The sequence below is a fragment of the Klenkia terrae genome (genome assembly GCF_900491935.1).
Classification (GTDB): Bacteria; Actinomycetota; Actinomycetes; order Mycobacteriales; family Geodermatophilaceae; genus Klenkia; species Klenkia terrae.
The window spans coordinates 1732969-1749480 of record NZ_UEXK01000004.1 but is presented as its reverse complement, the minus strand read 5'-3'; the positions used below and the strand labels follow the sequence as shown (position 1 = coordinate 1749480).

General features: G+C 74.8%; 12 protein-coding genes and 1 pseudogene. 4 read left to right on the top strand and 9 right to left on the bottom strand.

Translation table 11 applies throughout. From position 1 onward, the window contains the following. Positions 1 to 79 precede the first annotated feature (79 nt). The gene (locus tag LFA75_RS09025) at positions 80 to 526 is read left to right on the top strand and encodes an Lrp/AsnC family transcriptional regulator (RefSeq protein ID WP_225233307.1); all 447 of its coding nucleotides are present in this window, start codon (positions 80 to 82) and stop codon (positions 524 to 526) included. Here LFA75_RS09025 and LFA75_RS09020 read toward each other — a convergent pair. Next, positions 523 to 1194, bottom strand: coding sequence for a maleylpyruvate isomerase N-terminal domain-containing protein (locus tag LFA75_RS09020; RefSeq protein WP_263639367.1), 672 nt, complete (start codon positions 1192 to 1194; stop codon positions 523 to 525). The two genes, LFA75_RS09025 and LFA75_RS09020, sit on opposite strands and share 4 nt — an antisense overlap. 78 nt (positions 1195 to 1272) lie before the next feature. Here LFA75_RS09020 and LFA75_RS09015 point away from each other — a divergent pair, with 78 nt between their 5' ends. Both LFA75_RS09015 and LFA75_RS09010 read left to right on the top strand, forming a co-directional pair. After that, positions 1273 to 3234, top strand: coding sequence for a HelD family protein (locus LFA75_RS09015; protein WP_225233306.1), 1962 nt, complete (start codon positions 1273 to 1275; stop codon positions 3232 to 3234). A gap of 44 nt (positions 3235 to 3278) precedes the next feature. Then, positions 3279 to 4133, top strand: a complete 855-nt coding sequence (locus LFA75_RS09010) for a PPK2 family polyphosphate kinase (RefSeq protein WP_225233305.1) — start codon at positions 3279 to 3281, stop codon at positions 4131 to 4133. A 215-nt stretch (positions 4134 to 4348) separates the two neighbouring features. On the opposite strand, the gene LFA75_RS09005 is transcribed toward LFA75_RS09010, so the two are convergent. The 6 genes from LFA75_RS09005 to LFA75_RS08980 all read right to left on the bottom strand — a co-directional run bounded on the left by LFA75_RS09005 (position 4349) and on the right by LFA75_RS08980 (position 10994). Then, positions 4349 to 5617 carry a guanine deaminase gene (locus LFA75_RS09005; protein ID WP_225233304.1) on the bottom strand — a complete coding sequence of 423 codons (1269 nt, stop codon included), beginning with the start codon at positions 5615 to 5617 and terminating at the stop codon, positions 4349 to 4351. Continuing rightward, positions 5614 to 6414 carry a xanthine dehydrogenase accessory protein XdhC gene (gene xdhC, locus LFA75_RS09000; protein WP_225233303.1) on the bottom strand — a complete coding sequence of 267 codons (801 nt, stop codon included), beginning with the start codon at positions 6412 to 6414 and terminating at the stop codon, positions 5614 to 5616. Before xdhC ends, LFA75_RS09005 begins: the two co-directional genes overlap by 4 nt. Next, positions 6414 to 8837 carry a xanthine dehydrogenase molybdopterin binding subunit gene (gene xdhB, locus LFA75_RS08995; RefSeq protein WP_225233302.1) on the bottom strand — a complete coding sequence of 808 codons (2424 nt, stop codon included), beginning with the start codon at positions 8835 to 8837 and terminating at the stop codon, positions 6414 to 6416. The genes xdhC and xdhB overlap by 1 nt, the downstream gene beginning before the upstream one ends. Beyond that, a complete protein-coding gene (locus tag LFA75_RS08990) occupies positions 8834 to 9721 on the bottom strand; it encodes an FAD binding domain-containing protein (protein WP_225236033.1) in 888 nt (295 codons plus the stop codon). The genes xdhB and LFA75_RS08990 overlap by 4 nt, the downstream gene beginning before the upstream one ends. A 26-nt stretch (positions 9722 to 9747) precedes the next feature. Beyond that, positions 9748 to 10677: a hypothetical protein gene (locus LFA75_RS08985; RefSeq protein ID WP_225233301.1), complete on the bottom strand. Its 930-nt coding sequence runs from the start codon at positions 10675 to 10677 to the stop codon at positions 9748 to 9750. Beyond that, complete coding sequence (locus LFA75_RS08980) at positions 10674 to 10994, bottom strand: PadR family transcriptional regulator (RefSeq protein WP_225233300.1); 321 nt, start codon at positions 10992 to 10994, stop codon at positions 10674 to 10676. The genes LFA75_RS08985 and LFA75_RS08980 overlap by 4 nt, the downstream gene beginning before the upstream one ends. A gap of 39 nt (positions 10995 to 11033) precedes the next feature. Here LFA75_RS08980 and LFA75_RS08975 point away from each other — a divergent pair. Beyond that, positions 11034 to 12986: pseudogene (locus LFA75_RS08975) on the top strand (transglycosylase domain-containing protein); the annotation flags it as partial. 569 nt (positions 12987 to 13555) lie between these two features. On the opposite strand, the gene LFA75_RS08970 reads toward LFA75_RS08975, so the two are convergent. Continuing rightward, entirely contained in the window at positions 13556 to 14608 is a 1053-nt protein-coding gene (locus LFA75_RS08970; protein WP_455428458.1) for a 2,3-butanediol dehydrogenase, read from the bottom strand. Positions 14609 to 14618: 10 nt separating this feature from the next. Then, the gene (locus LFA75_RS08965) at positions 14619 to 16433 is read right to left on the bottom strand and encodes a flavin-containing monooxygenase (protein WP_225233298.1); all 1815 of its coding nucleotides are present in this window, start codon (positions 16431 to 16433) and stop codon (positions 14619 to 14621) included. Positions 16434 to 16512: the final 79 nt, after the last annotated feature.

The window sequence follows — 16512 nt, the reverse complement described above, 5'->3', positions numbered from 1 at the left end:
GCGCGCAGGCGATGCCCGCGGATTGCGTGTCGGCAGCGATCCGTTGCTTGTGCGAGGCACCTGGTGCAACGATTCGCCGGTGGAGACCTTCGACGACATCGACCGGGGCATCGTGAACCACCTGCGCCGGGACGGGCGGGCGACGTTCGCCGAGGTCGGGGAGGCGGTGGGGCTGTCCGCACCGGCCGCCAAGCGCCGGGTGGACCGGCTGGTCGGGTCCGGGGCGATCAGCGGGTTCGCCGCGATCGTCGACCCGGGTGCGCTGGGCTGGTCGACGGAGGCCTACGTGGAGGTGCAGTACTCCGGCGTGGTGTCCCCGGCGCGGCTGCGCGCCGACTTCTCCGACATCGCCGAGGTGGTCAGCGCCTGGACGGTGTCCGGGGTGGCCGACGCGGTGCTGCACGTCCTGGCCCGCGACATCGGGCACCTGGACGCCACGATCCAGCGGGTGCGTGCGCTGCGCGGGGTGACCGGCACCCGGACCGACATCGTGCTGGCCCGGTTGTTCCAGCGCAGCCCGGACTAGCCCGCGACCGGCCCGAACGCCGCCGCCGGGCCGGTGGCCCGCTCGGCCCGGGCCAGTGCCCGCAGCGCGGTCGGCGTGCCGTGCTGCCGGGCGGACAGCACCGCCAGCAGCGCCAGCGCGGGGTGGGTCAGCTCGTCGTCCAGGTCCGGCAGCGGGAGCTGCACGCTGGCGGCGAGGTCGTCGGCGTGCACCAGGACCTCCATCGCCCGCACCACCAGGAAGTCGTCGGTGGACACCGAGCAGTCCTGCCAGGGCACGTAGGTCGTCGGCCCGGCTGCGGCCACCGCGTCGGGGAGCCAGGCCGTGCTGCGCGCGAGCACGGCGACGGAGTCCGCCTGCCCGCCGGCGGCCATGGCGTCGAAGTCGTCGCGGATCGAGGTGTTCTCCGGGGCGTCGACCGGGGCGGTGAACCAGTCGGTGCGGCGGTACAGCTCCACGAGGGTCACCACCGGGGCGTGCGACGGGGGCGGGAGGATGCCCAGGAACTCCACGGCGGCCTCGAACTGGCCGACCAGGTGCCGGGCCACCCCGCCCACCGTCATCCCGGGCAGCGCGGACTCGCGGTCCCAGGCGGCGGCGACCTCGGGCGCGCCGACGAGCGGGGCGAGGGCGAGCGCGGCGCGGTGCAGGGCGGTCCGGTCGACGGTCCCGGCGAAGGTCAGCGGCACGGCCCGACCCTAGGGATCCCGGGCCGCCACCGGAACCCGTTGAGCTCACCGGCCGGTCGGGCGTAGCGTCCTCCGACCGTGCCCGAAGACGCCGTCCTGACCGCCGAGCGCGCGCACCTCGACCTGGCTGCCGCCTGTCTGCAGCAGATGCACACCGCCACCGCGGCCACCGCCGACGCCGGGGTGGACGCCTGGGCGTCCGAGCGGTTGGGTGCCGCCCGGGCGGAGCGGCTGCGCAGCCTGGCCGCCGCCCGCGGGGCGCCGCCGTTCTTCGGCCGCACCGACACCCCGGACGAGGCCTTCCACGTCGGCCGCCGGCACGTCCGCGACGCCGCCGGCGACCCGGTGGTCATCGACTGGCGGGCGCCGATGAGCCGGCCGTTCTACCAGGCCAGCGCGGCCGACCCGCAGGGGTTGACCCGGCGCCGCCGGTTCGGCTTCGCCGACGGCCGGTTGACCTCCTACGAGGACGAGTCCCTGACCGGGGACGACGGCGAGTCGCAGCTGCTGCGGGAGGAGATCGAGCGGCCGCGGTCGGGCCCGATGCGCGACATCGTGGCCACCATCCAGCCCGACCAGGACGACATCGTGCGCGCCCCGCTGGCGGAGTCGATCTGCGTGCAGGGGGCACCGGGCACCGGCAAGACCGCCGTCGGCCTGCACCGCGCGGCCTACCTGCTGTACACGCACGGCGAGCAGCTGGCCCGCACCGGCGTGCTCGTCGTCGGCCCCAACCGGGCGTTCCTGCGCTACATCGAGCAGGTGCTGCCCGCCCTCGGCGAGGTGGAGGTCGACCAGGCCACCGTCGCCGACCTGACCGGCCGGGTGCCCGTGCGCGCGCAGGACCCGGACGACGTGGCCGTGCTCAAGGGCGACGCCCGGCTGGCCGAGGTGCTGCACCGGGCGGTCTGGCGCGGGGTGGCCAAGCCGCAGGACTCGGTGCAGGTGCCGCTGTCCGGCCGGCGCTACCGCATCCCCGTCGAGCGGCTGCGGCGCTACGTCGACGACCTGCGCCGGGCCGACATCTCCTACGGCGCCGGCCGCGAGCGGCTGGGCCTGTCGCTGGCCGAGGACGCCCGCCGGCAGAAGGAGGAGGCCGGCGGCAGCCCGACCGACGCCGAGACCCGCCGCTGCGCCCGGTCGGCCGAGGTGCGCGCGTTCTGCGACGAGCACTGGCCGGCCGTGGACGCCGCGGGGCTGGTCGCCGCGGTGCTCGCCGACCCCACCCGCGCCGCCCGGGGCGTGCTGACCGACGAGGAGCAGGAGCTGCTGCGGCGCGCACCCGCCCGGTCGGTGCGGTCCACCCGCTGGACGGCGGCCGACGCCGTGCTGGTCGACGAGGTGGCCGGCCTGCTGGAGCGGACGCCGGGCTACGGGCACGTGGTGGTCGACGAGGCGCAGGACCTCTCGCCGATGCAGTGCCGCGCGGTGGCCCGCCGGCTGGCCGCGGGGTCGCTGACCGTGCTCGGCGACCTGGCGCAGGCGACCAGCCCCTGGTCGGTGGCCGACTGGACGCAGACGCTGGCCGCGCTGGGCCGCCCGGACACCGTCGTCCGGCCGCTGACCCGGGGCTACCGGGTGCCGGCCGAGGTGCTCGAGTTCGCCAACCGGCTGCTGCCGACGCTCGTGCCCGGGCTGGCGCCGGCCACCGCCGTCCGCTCGGAGCCGGGGTCGCTGCAGCTGCGGTCAGTGTCCTCGCTGGCCGGCCCGGTGGCCGAGGTGGTCGCGCAGGTCGCGCAGGGGTCGGTCGGGATCGTCTGCGCGGACGCCGGGGTCGACGAGCTGGTCACCGCGCTGCGGGCGGAGGGGCTGCAGGTCGAGGCGCTGGTCGACGACGGCAGCGAGCCCGCGCGGGTGGTCGTCGTCCCGGCGACGCTGGTGAAGGGCCTGGAGTTCGACGCCGTCGTGGTGGTGGAGCCCGCGGCGATCGTGGCCGCCGAGCCCCGTGGGCTGCACCGGCTCTACGTGGCGCTCACCCGGGCCGTCAGCAGCCTGGTCGTGCTGCACCGCGAGGACCTGCCGGAGCTGCTGGTCGGCTGACGGCGCCCGGGCCGCGGCACGCGACCGGAACTAGGGTGCTGATCATGGCCAAGACGACGACCTCCCTGCGCGAGGTGCTCCGCGCGCCGTCCGGCCCGGTGTCGCTGGCCGACCTCGACCCGCGCGGCACGCCGCACGCCCCCGGGGACAAGGACGCCACCCGCGACCAGATGGCCGCCGACGGCGCGGAGCTCTCGCTGCTGCAGGAGCGGCTCTACGCCGAGGGCGTCTCCGGCGGCGACCGGCGCGTGCTGCTGGTGCTGCAGGGCATGGACACCAGCGGCAAGGGCGGGGTGATCAAGCACGTCGCCGGGGCGGTCAACCCGCAGGGCGTGCTGATCACCAGCTTCAAGAAGCCGTCGGCCGAGGAGCTGCGGCACGGGTTCCTCTGGCGGGTCCGCCGGGCGGTGCCCGCACCCGGGCTGCTCGGCGTCTTCGACCGCTCGCACTACGAGGACGTACTGATCGGCCGGGTCCGCGAGCTGGCCAGCCCGGCGGTGATCGAGCGCCGGTACAAGGAGATCGCCCGGTTCGAGGACCAGCTGGCCGAGGCCGGCGTGACGATCGTGAAGTGCATGCTGCACATCTCCCGGTGGGAGCAGAAGCAGCGGCTGCTCGCCCGGCTGGACGACTCCACCAAGCGCTGGAAGTTCAACCCCGGCGACATCGACGAGCGCGCGCTGTGGACGGACTACCAGCGCGCCTACGAGATCGCCATCGAGCGCACCAGCACCGAGGCCAACCCCTGGTACGTCGTCCCCGGCGACCGCAAGTGGTACCGCAACTGGGCGGTCGGCCGGCTGCTGCTGGAGGCCGTGGGCGACCTGGCCCCGCGCTTCCCGGCCGCCGAGTACGACGTCGCCGAGCAGCGCGACCGCCTCATCGACGAAGCCGACTGACCCACCCTGCGCAGAGGGTCACCCCACCGTCATCGGGTCGCGCCACGACGCGACCCGATGACCGCCGGATGCCCTTCTGGCAACCCGCGGCGACCTCGCTGGTCCAGGATCGCCACGCCGACTGGGTCGCGGGTCGATCCAAGTCCACGGCCGGGTCCGGTCGGGGTGTCCGCGCATTCCTGTGGGTCCTCGTCCGTCGTGATGGACGGACACCCTCAGGGATTCGCGGACACCCCGCGGATGCGGTCGCCGTCGACCCAGACGCCGGCGATGTCGGCCGGGCCGCCCAGGGCGAAGGCCTTGGCGAGGGCGTCGTCGGGCCCGGCCGCCGACCTCAGGACGACGTCCAGGGTGCTCCCGGCATCCGGGCGCAGCCAGACGGCGTCGAAGCGCTTGCCCACCGACAGGTCGCCGACGTCGTCCAGCCCCAGGGCGTCGGCGCCGGCGGCGGTGGCCAGGTGCAGCAGGTCCGCCGGGGTCAGCGGCTCCCCGGCCGCGCCCAGCAGCTGCTGGCCGAAGTAGCCCTGCAACCCCTCCTTGAGCAGGGAGAACCCGGTGCCGGCGCCCACGTCGGAGCCCAGCGCCACCCGCACCCCGGCCGCCCGGTGCCGGCGCAGCGGGAACAGCCCGCTGCCCAGCGCGGCGTTGGACGTCGGGCAGTGCGCCACCGCCGTCCCGCGCAGGCCCAGCAGGTCGAGCTCGCCGTCGGTGGGGTGCACGTCGTGCGCGAGCACCGACCGCGGTCCCAACAGCCCGGGCTTGTCATAGGTGTCCACGTAGGACCCGCCGAACAGCTCGGCGACCGCGGCCACCTCGGCCAGGTTCTCGTTGACGTGCGAGGTGACCAGCGCGCCGTCCACCTCGCCCAGCAGGTCGGCGCAGGACTCCAGCAGCTCCGGGCTGCACGACAGCGAGAACCGCGGGGTCACCGCGTACCGCGAGCGCCGCACGCCGTGCCACCGCTCCGCCAGCGCGCGCCCCTCCGCCAGGGCCCGCTCCGGCGTGGTCAGCAGCGCCTCGGGCAGCAGGCGGTCGCTCACCACCAGCCCGGACGTCACCCGCAGCCCGACCCGGTCGGCCTCGGTGAACAGCGCGTCCACCGCCGGGGCGAAGTGCGAGCCGAACACCAGCGCGGACGTCGTCCCGGCGCGGGCCAGGCCGTCGACGAACTCGGCGGCCACCGTGCGGGCGTAGCCGACGTCGGCCAGCCGGCACTCCTCGGGCAGCGCGCACCGCTCCAGCCAGTCCAGCAGCGGCATGCCCAGCCCGCCGATCGCCCGGACCTGCGGGTAGTGCACGTGGGTGTCGACGAACCCGGGCAGCACCAGGCCACCGGTCAGGTCGACGACCTCCTCGCCGGCGGGCGCGTGCACCACCCCGCGGGCGACGACGACCCCGTCGCGGACCAGCAGCCCGCCGTCGAGCTCGGTGCGCAGCTCCCCGGCGACCGGGGTGTCCAGGAACGAGCCGCGGTAGAGGGTCACGAGGGCACGCGGGTGAACGCCCCGAGCAGGGCGGCCGCGACGCTGACCGCGATGACCGCCGGCTCCTTGCCGGCCAGCTCGGGCAGCCCGATCGGGCAGGTGATCCGGTCGGGGTCCGGGGCGCCGTCGGCCAGCAGCGTGCGGCGGAACCGGGCCCACTTGCCGGCCGAGCCGATCAGCCCGATCGAGGCCAGGCCGGGGGTGCGCAGCGCGGCGTCGCACAGCGCGGCGTCCTCGGCGTGGTCGTGCGTCATCACCAGCACGTGGGTGCCGGCCGGCAGCTCGGCGAGCACCAGCTCGGGTAGCACCGGGACCTGGTGCACGTGCACCGCGGCCAGCGCGTCGTCCAGCACGGCCAGCCGCTCGGGGGTGAGCTGGTCGGGCCGGGAGTCGACCAGGTGCAGGTCGAGGTCGTGGCGGGCCAGGATGCGGGCCAGCTCCAGCCCGACGTGCCCGATGCCGAACACCGCCACCGCCGGGACGACGGGCAGCGGCTCCAGCAGCAGCCCGACCTCGCCGCCGCAGCACTGCACGCCGTGCTGGTAGGGCGCCTTGTCCGACAGCGCGACCTCGACGACCTGGGTGGCGAATTCCCCCCCGGCCAGCAGCGCCCGCGCCCGCTCGACCGCGACCGCCTCCAGGTTGCCGCCGCCGACGGTGCCGTGCTGGGCGTCGGCGGTGACCACCATCTTGGCGCCGGCCTCGCGCGGCGAGTGCCCGCGGACGGTCGCCACGGTCACCAGCACGCCCGGCTCCCGCCGGTCGCGCAGCGCCTGCACGGCGCGGTCCCACCGCATCAGGACTCGCTCAGCACGCGCTCGGACGTCGGCCGGATCGGCGGACCGGTCGGCTGCGGTGGCTGCTCGCCGCCGTCCCGCAGGTGCGCGCCCTCGCCGGACCGGGCCGCCTCGACCGCCCAGAACACCGCCTCGGGGGTGGCCGGGGAGGCCAGGTCCACGGCGGTGCCGGCCGGGCCGAACGCGGCCGCGGCCTGGCGCAGCGCCTCGCGGACGCTGAACGCCAGCATCAGCGGGGGCTCGCCGACGGCCTTGGAGCCGAAGACGGCGCCCTCCTCGTGCGCGGACTCCAGCAGCGAGACCCGGAAGTCCTCGGGCATCTCGGAGAAGCTGGGCAGCTTGTAGGTGCTGGCCGACTGCGTGCTGATCCGGCCGCGGTTCGGGCCCTCGCGGTCCTCCCAGCGCAGGTCCTCCAGGGTCAGCCAGCCCACGCCCTGCACGAACCCGCCCTCGACCTGGCCGATGTCCACCAGCGGGGACAGCGAGTCGCCGACGTCGTGCACGATGTCCACCCGGCGCACCCGGTAGGCCCCGGTGAACCCGTCGACCTCGACCTCGGCGGCGGCCACCCCGTGCGCGAAGTACTTGAACGGCTCGCCGCGCATGGCTGCGGAGTCCCAGTGCAGGCCCTCGGTCCGGTAGTAGCCGGCCGCCCACAGCTGCACCCGGGAGAAGTAGGCCAGCCGGACGACGTCCTCCCACGGCACGGTCGGGCCGCCGGGCGCCAGCCCGCGCACCACCCCGCCGGAGAACCGGACGTCGGCGGCCGGCACGTGCAGCTGCTCGGCGGCGACCTGGGACAACCGGGCGAGGATCTGCTCGCAGGCGTTCTTCACCGCGCCGCCGTTGAGGTCGGCCCCGGAGCTGGCCGCCGTCGCCGAGGTGTTGGGCACCTTGTCGGTCCGGGTGGGGGCCAGCCGGACGCGGGACAGCGGGACGCCGAGGGCGGTGGCCGCTACCTGCAGCATCTTGGTGTGCAGGCCCTGGCCCATCTCGGTGCCGCCGTGGGTGATCAGCACCGAGCCGTCCTTGTAGACGTGCACCAGCGCGCCGCCCTGGTTGAACGCGGTGAAGTTGAACGAGATGCCGAACTTGACCGGGGTGATGGCCAGGGCTCGTTTCACGTGGAGCGACCCGGCGTTGAACGCCGCGACCTCGGCGGTGCGGGCCGCGAAGTCGCCGGTGTCCAGCACCTGGTCCCAGGTCCGCAGCAGGCGGTCGGCCTGCCGGACGGGCTGGCCGTAGGGCGTCTCCTGGCCGACGGCGTAGAAGTTCCGGCGGCGCAGCTCGTGCGGGTCGATGCCCAGGGTGGGCGCGCAGCGACCCAGGATGTCCTCGATCACGAGCATCCCCTGCGGGCCGCCGAAGCCGCGGAACGCGGTCTGCGACGTCTTGTTGGTCCTGGCGATCCGGCCGTTCACCCGGACGGCGGGGATCCAGTACGCGTTGTCGATGTGGCACAGCGCGCGGGCCAGCACCGGCTCGGACAGGTCCAGGCTCCAGCCGCCGTCCGAGGTCAGCGTGGCGTCCAGCGCGGTCAGCCGGCCCTCGTCGTCGAAGCCGACCTGCCAGCGGGCGTGGAAGCCGTGCCGCTTGCCGGTCATGGTGATGTCCTGGCTGCGGGTGAGGCGCAGCCGGACCGGGCGGCCGGTCAGCCGGGCACCGAGCGCGGCGATCGCGGCCAGCCCGTGCGGCTGCATCTCCTTGCCGCCGAAGCCGCCGCCCATCCGCAGGCACTGCACGGTGACCTCGCTGCTGGTCAGCCCCAGCACGTGGGCCACGATCTCCTGGGTCTCCGAGGGGTGCTGGGTGCTCGACTGCACGAACACCTGCCCGTTCTCGTCGACCAGGGCCAGCGCGCAGTGCGTCTCCAGGTAGAAGTGCTCCTGGCCGGCGAACTCGATCTCCCCGGAGAACACGTGCGCCGAGGCGGTCAGCGCCTGCTCGACGTCGCCGCGCTCGAGCCGGGGCTGCCCGCCCTGGAACGCCTCCGCCTCGATCGCCTCGCGGACGGTGACCAGCGCCGGCAGCGGCTCGACCTCGACCTCGACGGCCTCGGCGCCCAGCCGGGCGGCCTCCAGCGTCTCGCCGAGCACCCAGCACACCGCGTGGCCGTAGAACATGACCTCGTCGGGGAACAGCGGCTCGTCGTGCTTGACCCCGGCGTCGTTCACCCCGGGGACGTCGGCGCCGGTGAGCACCCGCACCACCCCGGGGACGGCGAGCGCCGGGTCGGTGCGCAGCGCGGTGACCCGGGCGTGGGCGTGCATGACCTGGACCGGCCAGGCGTGCAGCACGTCCTTGGTGCGGCCGACCAGGTCGTCGGTGTAGAGCGCCAGCCCGGTCACGTGCAGGGCGGCGGCCTCGTGCGGGACGGCGGTGCCGACGACGGCACCGGCGGGTCGCTGGGACAACGCGCTCATGCCGGGACCTCGTTCTCTGCGGCGAACTTCAGCAGCGACTGGCGGAGCATGGCCGCGCGGTAAGCGGCGCTGGCCCGGTGGTCGTCCAGCGGGGTCCCCTCGCCGCCGAGCACGTCGGCGGCCGCGGCGACGTCGGGCCACGGGCGGCCGACGAGGGCCTGCTCGGTGGCCAGCGCCCGGATCGGCGTCGCGGCGACCCCGCCCAGCCCGATCCGCGCCGCGGCGACGACGCCGTCCACGACGTCGAGGCCGAACGCGACCGCGACGCTGGAGATGTCGTCGAACCGCCGCTTGGCGATCTTGGTGAACCCGACCAGCCCGGGCTGCGGCTGCGGGATGCGGACGGCGCGGATCAGCTCGCCCGCCGTCCGCACGCTGCGCCGGTAGCCGGTGAAGTAGTCGGCGAGGGCGACCTCGCGCTCGCCGTCGGACGAGACCAGCACCAGCGAGGCGCCCAGGGCCAGCAGCCCCGGCGCGGTGTCGCCGATGGGGGAGCCGGTGCCCAGGTTGCCGCCCAGCGTGGCGCCGTTGCGGATGAGCACCGAGGCGAACTGGGGGAGCAGCAGGTCCAGCAACGGGACGGCGCCGTCCAGCCGGGCGGCGATCTCGCTGAGGGTGACCGCGGCGCCGATCTCGACGACCTCGTCGGTCACCGAGACCCCGCGCAGCTCGGCCAGCCGGTCGACGGCCACCACCAGCGGGGCGCGCACCCCGCGCAGGTTGACCTCGACGCCCCAGTCGGTGGAGCCGGCGACGACGACCGCGTCGGGCCGCTCGCCGAGCAGCTGCAGCGCGGCGGCCAGGTCGGCGGGGCGGACGAAGGCGTCGGTGCGGGTCNCTCCTGGGCGGGACGGGCGGGTGGCCCACCAGGATGCCCGCTCCAGGTTGCGCGCAGGTCTCGGCCCGGGTGTCAGGTCCTCGGGGACGGCAACCGGCGCACCGCGCGGACGGCGGTCACGGCGCAGACCACGGTGGTCGCGGCGAGCAGGGCCACCGCCCCGGCCTGGACGGCGACGTACCCGGCCGGCCCGCCGCCGACGACCAGCGGGAGCAGGAGGACGGGCAGCGTCAGCAGCCCCAGGACGGCGACCGCACCCGCGGCCGGGGCGGCGGTCCGCACCACGGCCACGGCGCCGACGACGGTGAGCCCGACCGCCGCGACGGCGTCAGAGGTCAGCCAGACCGGCGCCAGGAGGGACAGGTAGGGCAGCCCGCCCACGAGGAGGAGCGCGCCGAGGGCGCCGGCCCACCACCACCCGGGTCGGTCCACCCGCACCGGGTCCACGGCCAGGGCGGCCAGCAGCGGGACGGCGGCCGGGAGCAGGAACGCCACGGTGGATCCGATCGGGGCGCTGGTGGTGATGGCGGCGAACAGGTGCAGCGCGAGGAGCGCCCCGGCCGTCGCCCGGGCGACCACCGAGCCGTGCACCAGGCACCCGAACACCGCCACCGCGAGCACCGCGGCCAGCGTGTTGAACGGGACGTGCCAGCCGGTGACCCAGGGCGGGCCCGGGTCCAGGGTGCGTGCGAGCTGGGCCAGGGCGGCCGGGGCGGCGGCGGCCAGGGTGCCCAGCAGGGCGACCCAGCGGACCGTGGCGCCGGTCAGCGAGGCCCGGGCGGAGGACCCCGGCCCGCCCAGCCGGAGCCGGAGCGCCAGACCCCAGACGTCGAGGCGGTCGGCCAGGTCCGGGGAGCCGAACTCGGCGAACTCCGGGTCGTGGGCGCAGGTGGCGGTCAGGTAGGTGTCGGTCATCTCGTCGGCCCAGCGACTGCGGGCCGGTTCGGGGAGGGCGCGCAGCAGGCGCCGGTAGCGGTCCTCGAGGGTGGGGACGGCGCTCATGCCGGCCGCACCCGCAGCCGGGCGCGCAGCGCGCGAGCATTGGCCTCCTGGCGCACCGCCTCGGCCTCCAGCGCGCGGCGGCCGGCGTCGGTGAGCCGGTGGTAGCGGCGGGTCCGGCCGGCGTGCAGCTCCTCCCGGTCGGGCTCGACCAGACCCTCGGCGGTCAGGCGGTCGAGCAGGCCGTAGAGGGTGCCCACCCGCAGGGCGACCTGGCCGGCCGACAACAGCTCCACCTCCGCGGTGATGCCCCACCCGTGCAGGGGCTGGTCGGCCAGCGCCGCGAGCACGAAGGCCGCGGGCTCGGTCAGCGATGCCATGCTGGACAAGCTATCCGGCCATGCCTTGCCGGACAAGGCATGGTTGTGGAACATCTGCGTTCTCTGGTTCTGTGGGACCCCGGTGACCTGCGAGGAAGGTGGGACATGGGCGTGGCCCGCCGGATCGGCACGCTGGTCCAGCTGCTGGCCGCCGTCGTCCTGGCCGGGGTGCTCGTCGCGGCGGTGCTGTTCCCGGTCGTCGGCGGGCTCGGCGTCACGGCCCGCAACTCGGCCTCGCTGCTGGATGCCCTGCCGGTCGAGCTCACCGACCGGACGCCGGCCGGCAACACGGTGATGACCGCGGCGAACGGCGAGCCGATCACCGGGTTCTACGACGAGAACCGCGCCCCGGTGACCGGCGACCGGATCGCCGAGGTCATGAAGCAGGCCATGGTGGCCATCGAGGACGCCCGGTTCTACTCGCACCACGGGCTCGACGTGCAGGGCACGCTGCGGGCCGCGGTCACCAACCTGTCCGCCGGCGACGTGCAGGAGGGCGGGTCGACGCTCACCCAGCAGCTGGTGAAGCAGACGCTGCTGCAGACCGCGGACACCCCGGAGGAGGCCGCGGCGGCCACCGAGCAGACGCTGGACCGCAAGCTGCGGGAGGCCCGGCTGGCCCTGGCGCTGGAGGAGACCTACAGCAAGGACGAGATCCTCACCCGCTACCTGAACATCGTCTACTTCGGCCAGAACGCCTACGGGATCCAGGCCGCCTCGCGGATCTACTTCTCCGTGGACGCCGTCGACCTCACGCTGCCGCAGGCCGCGATGCTGGCCGGGCTCGCGCAGAGCCCCACCAGCGACGACCCGACGGTGAACCCCGAGGCGGCCACGACCCGGCGCGACCAGGTGCTCGACCGGATGGCCGAGCAGGGCATGGTCACCCCCGACGAGGCCGCCGCCGCGCAGGCCGAGCCGCTCACCCTGGTGCTGGGCGCCGCGCCGCCGCGCGGGTGCGTGCAGGCCGCGGTGGGCCCGTTCGTCTGCGACTTCGTGCAGCGCTACCTGACCCAGACCCTCGGCCTGACCCAGGAGCAGCTCGAGCACGACGGGCTGACCATCCAGACCACGCTGGACCCCGAGCTGCAGCGCGCCGGGGACGCCGCGGTCCTGGGGACCCTGCCGATGGGCGACTCGCTGGCCGGGATGTTCACCGCCGTCCAGCCCGGCACCGGGCACCTGCTGGCGATGAGCGTGAACCGGGTGTTCGGCTACGACGTCACCGACCCGGCGCAGGAGTCCTACAACCTCAACGTGGCCGCCAGCCAGGGGTCGGGCTCGACCTACAAGGTGTTCACCGCGGCCGCCGCGCTGGCCCGGCAGTACTCGCAGTACTACACGCTGACCACCTCGGACCCCTACGTCTCGCGGGTCTACCGGGACGGCGCGGAGCCCTACGACGTGCGCAACGCCGGCCGGTACTCGGGCACCCTGGACCTGTCGACCGCGCTCTACCAGAGCTCCAACACGTACTTCCTCGCCCTGGAGGACGCCCTCGGCAGCGTCGAGGAGCCGGTGCGGATGGCCGAGGCGGCCGGGCTGTTCCAGTTCAGCCGGCCGGGCCTGGCCCAGCAGGTCATCGACGAGAACCGCGGCTCGTTCACCTTCGGCGCCGAGGAGACCAGCCCGCTGGCCCTGGCCAGTGCGTACTCGACCTTCGCCGCCAGCGGCACCCGCTGCCTGGTCACCCCGGTGACCGCCGTCCTGGACCGCGCCGGCCAGCCGCTGCTCGCCGCCGACGGCCAGCCCCTGGTGCGCGGTGACCAGTGCACCCCCGAGGCCATCGCGCCCGGCGTGGCCACCACGATCAACCAGATCCTGCGCCGGGACGTCGAGCCGGGGAACCCCGGCCAGACCGGGTCCCGGGCCTACGTCGCCGGGCACCAGATCGCCGGCAAGACCGGGACGTCGCAGGACAACTTCTCCGCCGCCTTCGTCGGCTACACCCCCGAGATCACCGCCAGCGTGATGGTGCTGAACCCCAAGCTGAACCAGGACGTCGGGGGCTTCGGCGGCAACAAGCCGGCGACCATCTGGCGGGCCGCGATGGCGCCGATCCTCGACGCCCGCGGCAGCGGTGAGTTCCCGCCCGCCGACCCGGCCGTGGTCAACGGCAACACCCGGCCGGTGCCCGGCTGCGGCTCGGTCAGCTCCTGCCGGACGGCGCTGGCCGACGCCGGGGTCGTGCCGCAGACGGTGACCGTGGACGGCAGCACGCCGTCCGGCTCGCTGCTGGGCACCAGCCCCCCGGCCGGCGGGCGCGCGGTGGTCGGCCAGGTGGTCACCATCCGGGTCAGCAACGGCGCCTCCTACACACCCCCGGCGCCGTTGCTGACCCGGATGGTGACCACCTGGCCGACCACCGCGCGCCCGCCGGCCGGGGNCCCGCACCCGCGCCCCCGGCACCCGGACCGGCACCACCGGCACCGGGACCGGGCGGCCCGGGCGCCGGCCCGCCGTCCATCCCCGGTCAGCCCACCAACTGACCGCACGCCAAGTGCACGACTGCGGTGGTCCCGGAGCCCCGGAGACCACCGCAGTCGTGCACTCGACCCGCCTCAGGGGTGGACGAGGATCTTGACCTGGGTGTCGTTGCGGTGGACCAGCGTCTCGAAGCCCTGCTCCACCAGGTCGGCGAGGTCGATCCTCGCCGTGATGAACGGGGCCAGGTCGACCTTGCCGCTGCGCACCAGCTCGATCGTGGCGGGGTGGTCGCCGGCATAGGCGATCGTGCCGCGCAGGTCGATCTCCTTGAGCACCAGCTTCTGCAGGTCCACCGCCGGCTTGTGCCCCCAGATCGACACGTTGACGATCACCGCGCCGGGCCGGACGCCGTCCAGCAGGGTGTCCAGGACGGCGTCCACGCTGGAGCACTCGAAGCCGACGTCGGCACCCCGACCGCCGGTCAGCTCGCGCACCCGGTCGGCCACCGACCCCTCGGTCGGGTCCAGCACGTGGTCGGCCACCCCGGTCTCGAGCGCCTTGGCCTTGCGCGCCGCGCTGACCTCGGTCACGACCACGGTGAGCCCCTCCGCCCGCAGGACGGCGGCCAGCAGGGGCCCGACCGGGCCGGCCCCGCCGATCAGCGCGACGTCCCCGGCGCCGGCCCCGCTGCGCCGGTAGGCGTGGTAGCCCACGGCCAGCGGCTCGACCAGGGCGGCCTGGTCCAGCGGGATGTCCCCGACCGGGTGCACCCACCGCCGGTCGACCACGACCTTCTCGCTCAGCCCGCCGCCGCGGCCGCCCAGCCCGATGAAGTTCATGTCGTGCGACAGCTGGTACGGCTGGCCGGGCGTGGTGTCGACGTCGTCGGCGATCACGTAGGGCTCGACGACGACCGCGTCGCCCACCGCGAGGTCGGTGACGCCCTCGCCCAGCGCGGTCACGGTCCCGGAGAACTCGTGCCCCATCGTCAGCGGCGCCATCTCGCCCGACACCGGGTGCGGGGTGCCGTGCGGGATGAAGATCGGCCCCTCCAGGTACTCGTGCAGGTCGCTGCCGCAGATCCCGCACCAGGCGACGTCGATCGCCACGTGCCCGGGTCGGAGATCCGGCTCGGGGATGTCCTCGACCCGGATGTCCCCCCGGGCGTGCCAGCGTGCTGCTCTCATCGCGCGCTCCTCAGCTCGTGTGGTGCACGGCGGCCGGCTCGGACACCGGGGTGGGGATGCCCTCGTACCGGGCTTTGAGCTGCAGGGCCAGGTACAGGGAGTAGTGCCGGGACTGGTGCAGGTTGCCGCCGTGCATCCACAGGTGCGGGACGGCGGTGGGCTTCCACATGTTGCGCTGCTCGCCCTCCCACGGGCCCGGGTCCTTGGTGGTGTCCGAGCCCAGGCCCCAGACCTTGCCCAGCCGGTCGGCGGTCTCCTGGTCGATGAGGTCGGCCACCCACCCGTTCATCGAGTCGTAGCCGGTGGCGTAGACGACCAGGTCGGCCGGCAGCGTCGTCCCGTCCTCGAGGACGACGGCGTCCTCGGTCAGCTCGCGGACCTGGCCGCCGACCAGCTTCACCGAGCCGTCCGCGATGAGCTCGGAGGCACCCACGTCGATGTAGTAGCCCGAGCCCCGGCGCAGGTACTTGAGGAACAGGCCGGAGTCGTCGTCGCCGAAGTCGAGCTGGAAGCCGGCGGCCTCCAGGCGGGCGTAGAAGTCGGCGTCGTCGATCCGGATCTGGTCGTAGAGCGGCTTCTGGAACTCGCCCATGATCCGGTAGGGCAGCGAGGCGAAGGTCAGGTCGGCCTGGTGCGTGGTGACCCCGGCGGCCGCGGCGCTCTCGGAGTACAGGCCCTCCATCGTGCCCAGCAGCGAGCGGCTGGTGACGATGTGCGTGGAGCTGCGCTGCACCATCGTGACGTCGGCGCCGTGCTCCCACAGCGCCGCGCAGATGTCGTGCGCGGAGTTGTTGCTCCCGACGACGACGACCTTCTTCCCCCGGTAGGCCTCGGGTCCGGGGTGGGCGGAGGAGTGCTGCTGCTCTCCGCGGAACCGGTCCATCCCGGGGAACCGCGGCATACGGGCCTTGCCGCTCATGCCGGTGGCGAAGACCAGCTCGGTCGGGTGCAGGGTGAGCCGCTCGCCGTCCCGGACGACCTCGACGTCCCAGTGCCCGGCGGCCTCGTCCCAGGACGCCGACTCCACGCTGGTGGAGCTCCAGTAGTTGAGCTCCATGACCTTCGTGTACATCTCCAGCCAGTCGCCGATCTTGTCCTTCGGCGCGAACACCGGCCAGTTCTCCGGGAACGGCAGGTAGGGCAGGTGGTCGTACCAGACCGGGTCGTGCAGGCAGAGGGACTTGTAGCGGCTGCGCCACTGGTCGCCGGGCCGGGCGTGCCGGTCGACGACGATCGTCGGGACGTCGAGCTGCCGCAGCCGGGCGCCGAGGGCGATCCCGCCCTGGCCCCCGCCGATCACCAGCACGTGCGGCTGGCGGGTGTACCCGAGCTCGGTGGCCTCGGCCTCGCGGCGCTCCAGCCAGGTCTGCCGGTCCTTGTTCGCCCCGTGCTCGGCGCCGCGCGGGCGGCCGGCACCGGCCGGCTCCTCGTGGCCGGTCAGCTCGTACAGGGTGGTGAGCAACGTCCAGGCCTTGCCGTCCTGGAGCCGCAGGTGCCCGCGCCCGCGGCCGACCGACGTCTCGAAGTGGATCCAGGCCTCGTCGACGCCGTCCGCACCGGTGGGCTCCTGGCCCTCGGTGACCCGGAAGCCGGTCGGGGCGACCCGGTCGGTGACCTCGGTCAGCCGGGCCCGGACGGCGTCCCGGCCCTCGGCGGTGGTGATGTTCCAGGTGAAGGCGATCAGGTCGCGCCAGAAGCAGGTGGGGGCGAACAGCTCGGCGGCGGCGTCGGCGTCCCGGGCGTCCAGGGCGGCCTGGAAGGCGTCGAGCCATGCGGCGACGCGGGCGGCGGGGGTGTCGGTGGGGCGTTCCAGGGTCTGCGTCATGCGGGTGCCTCCTCGCTCGGACGGCCTCGTCGCCGTCCCGGGGTCCATGCCACACCCGCGCCGGTCGCTGCAGCAGGGT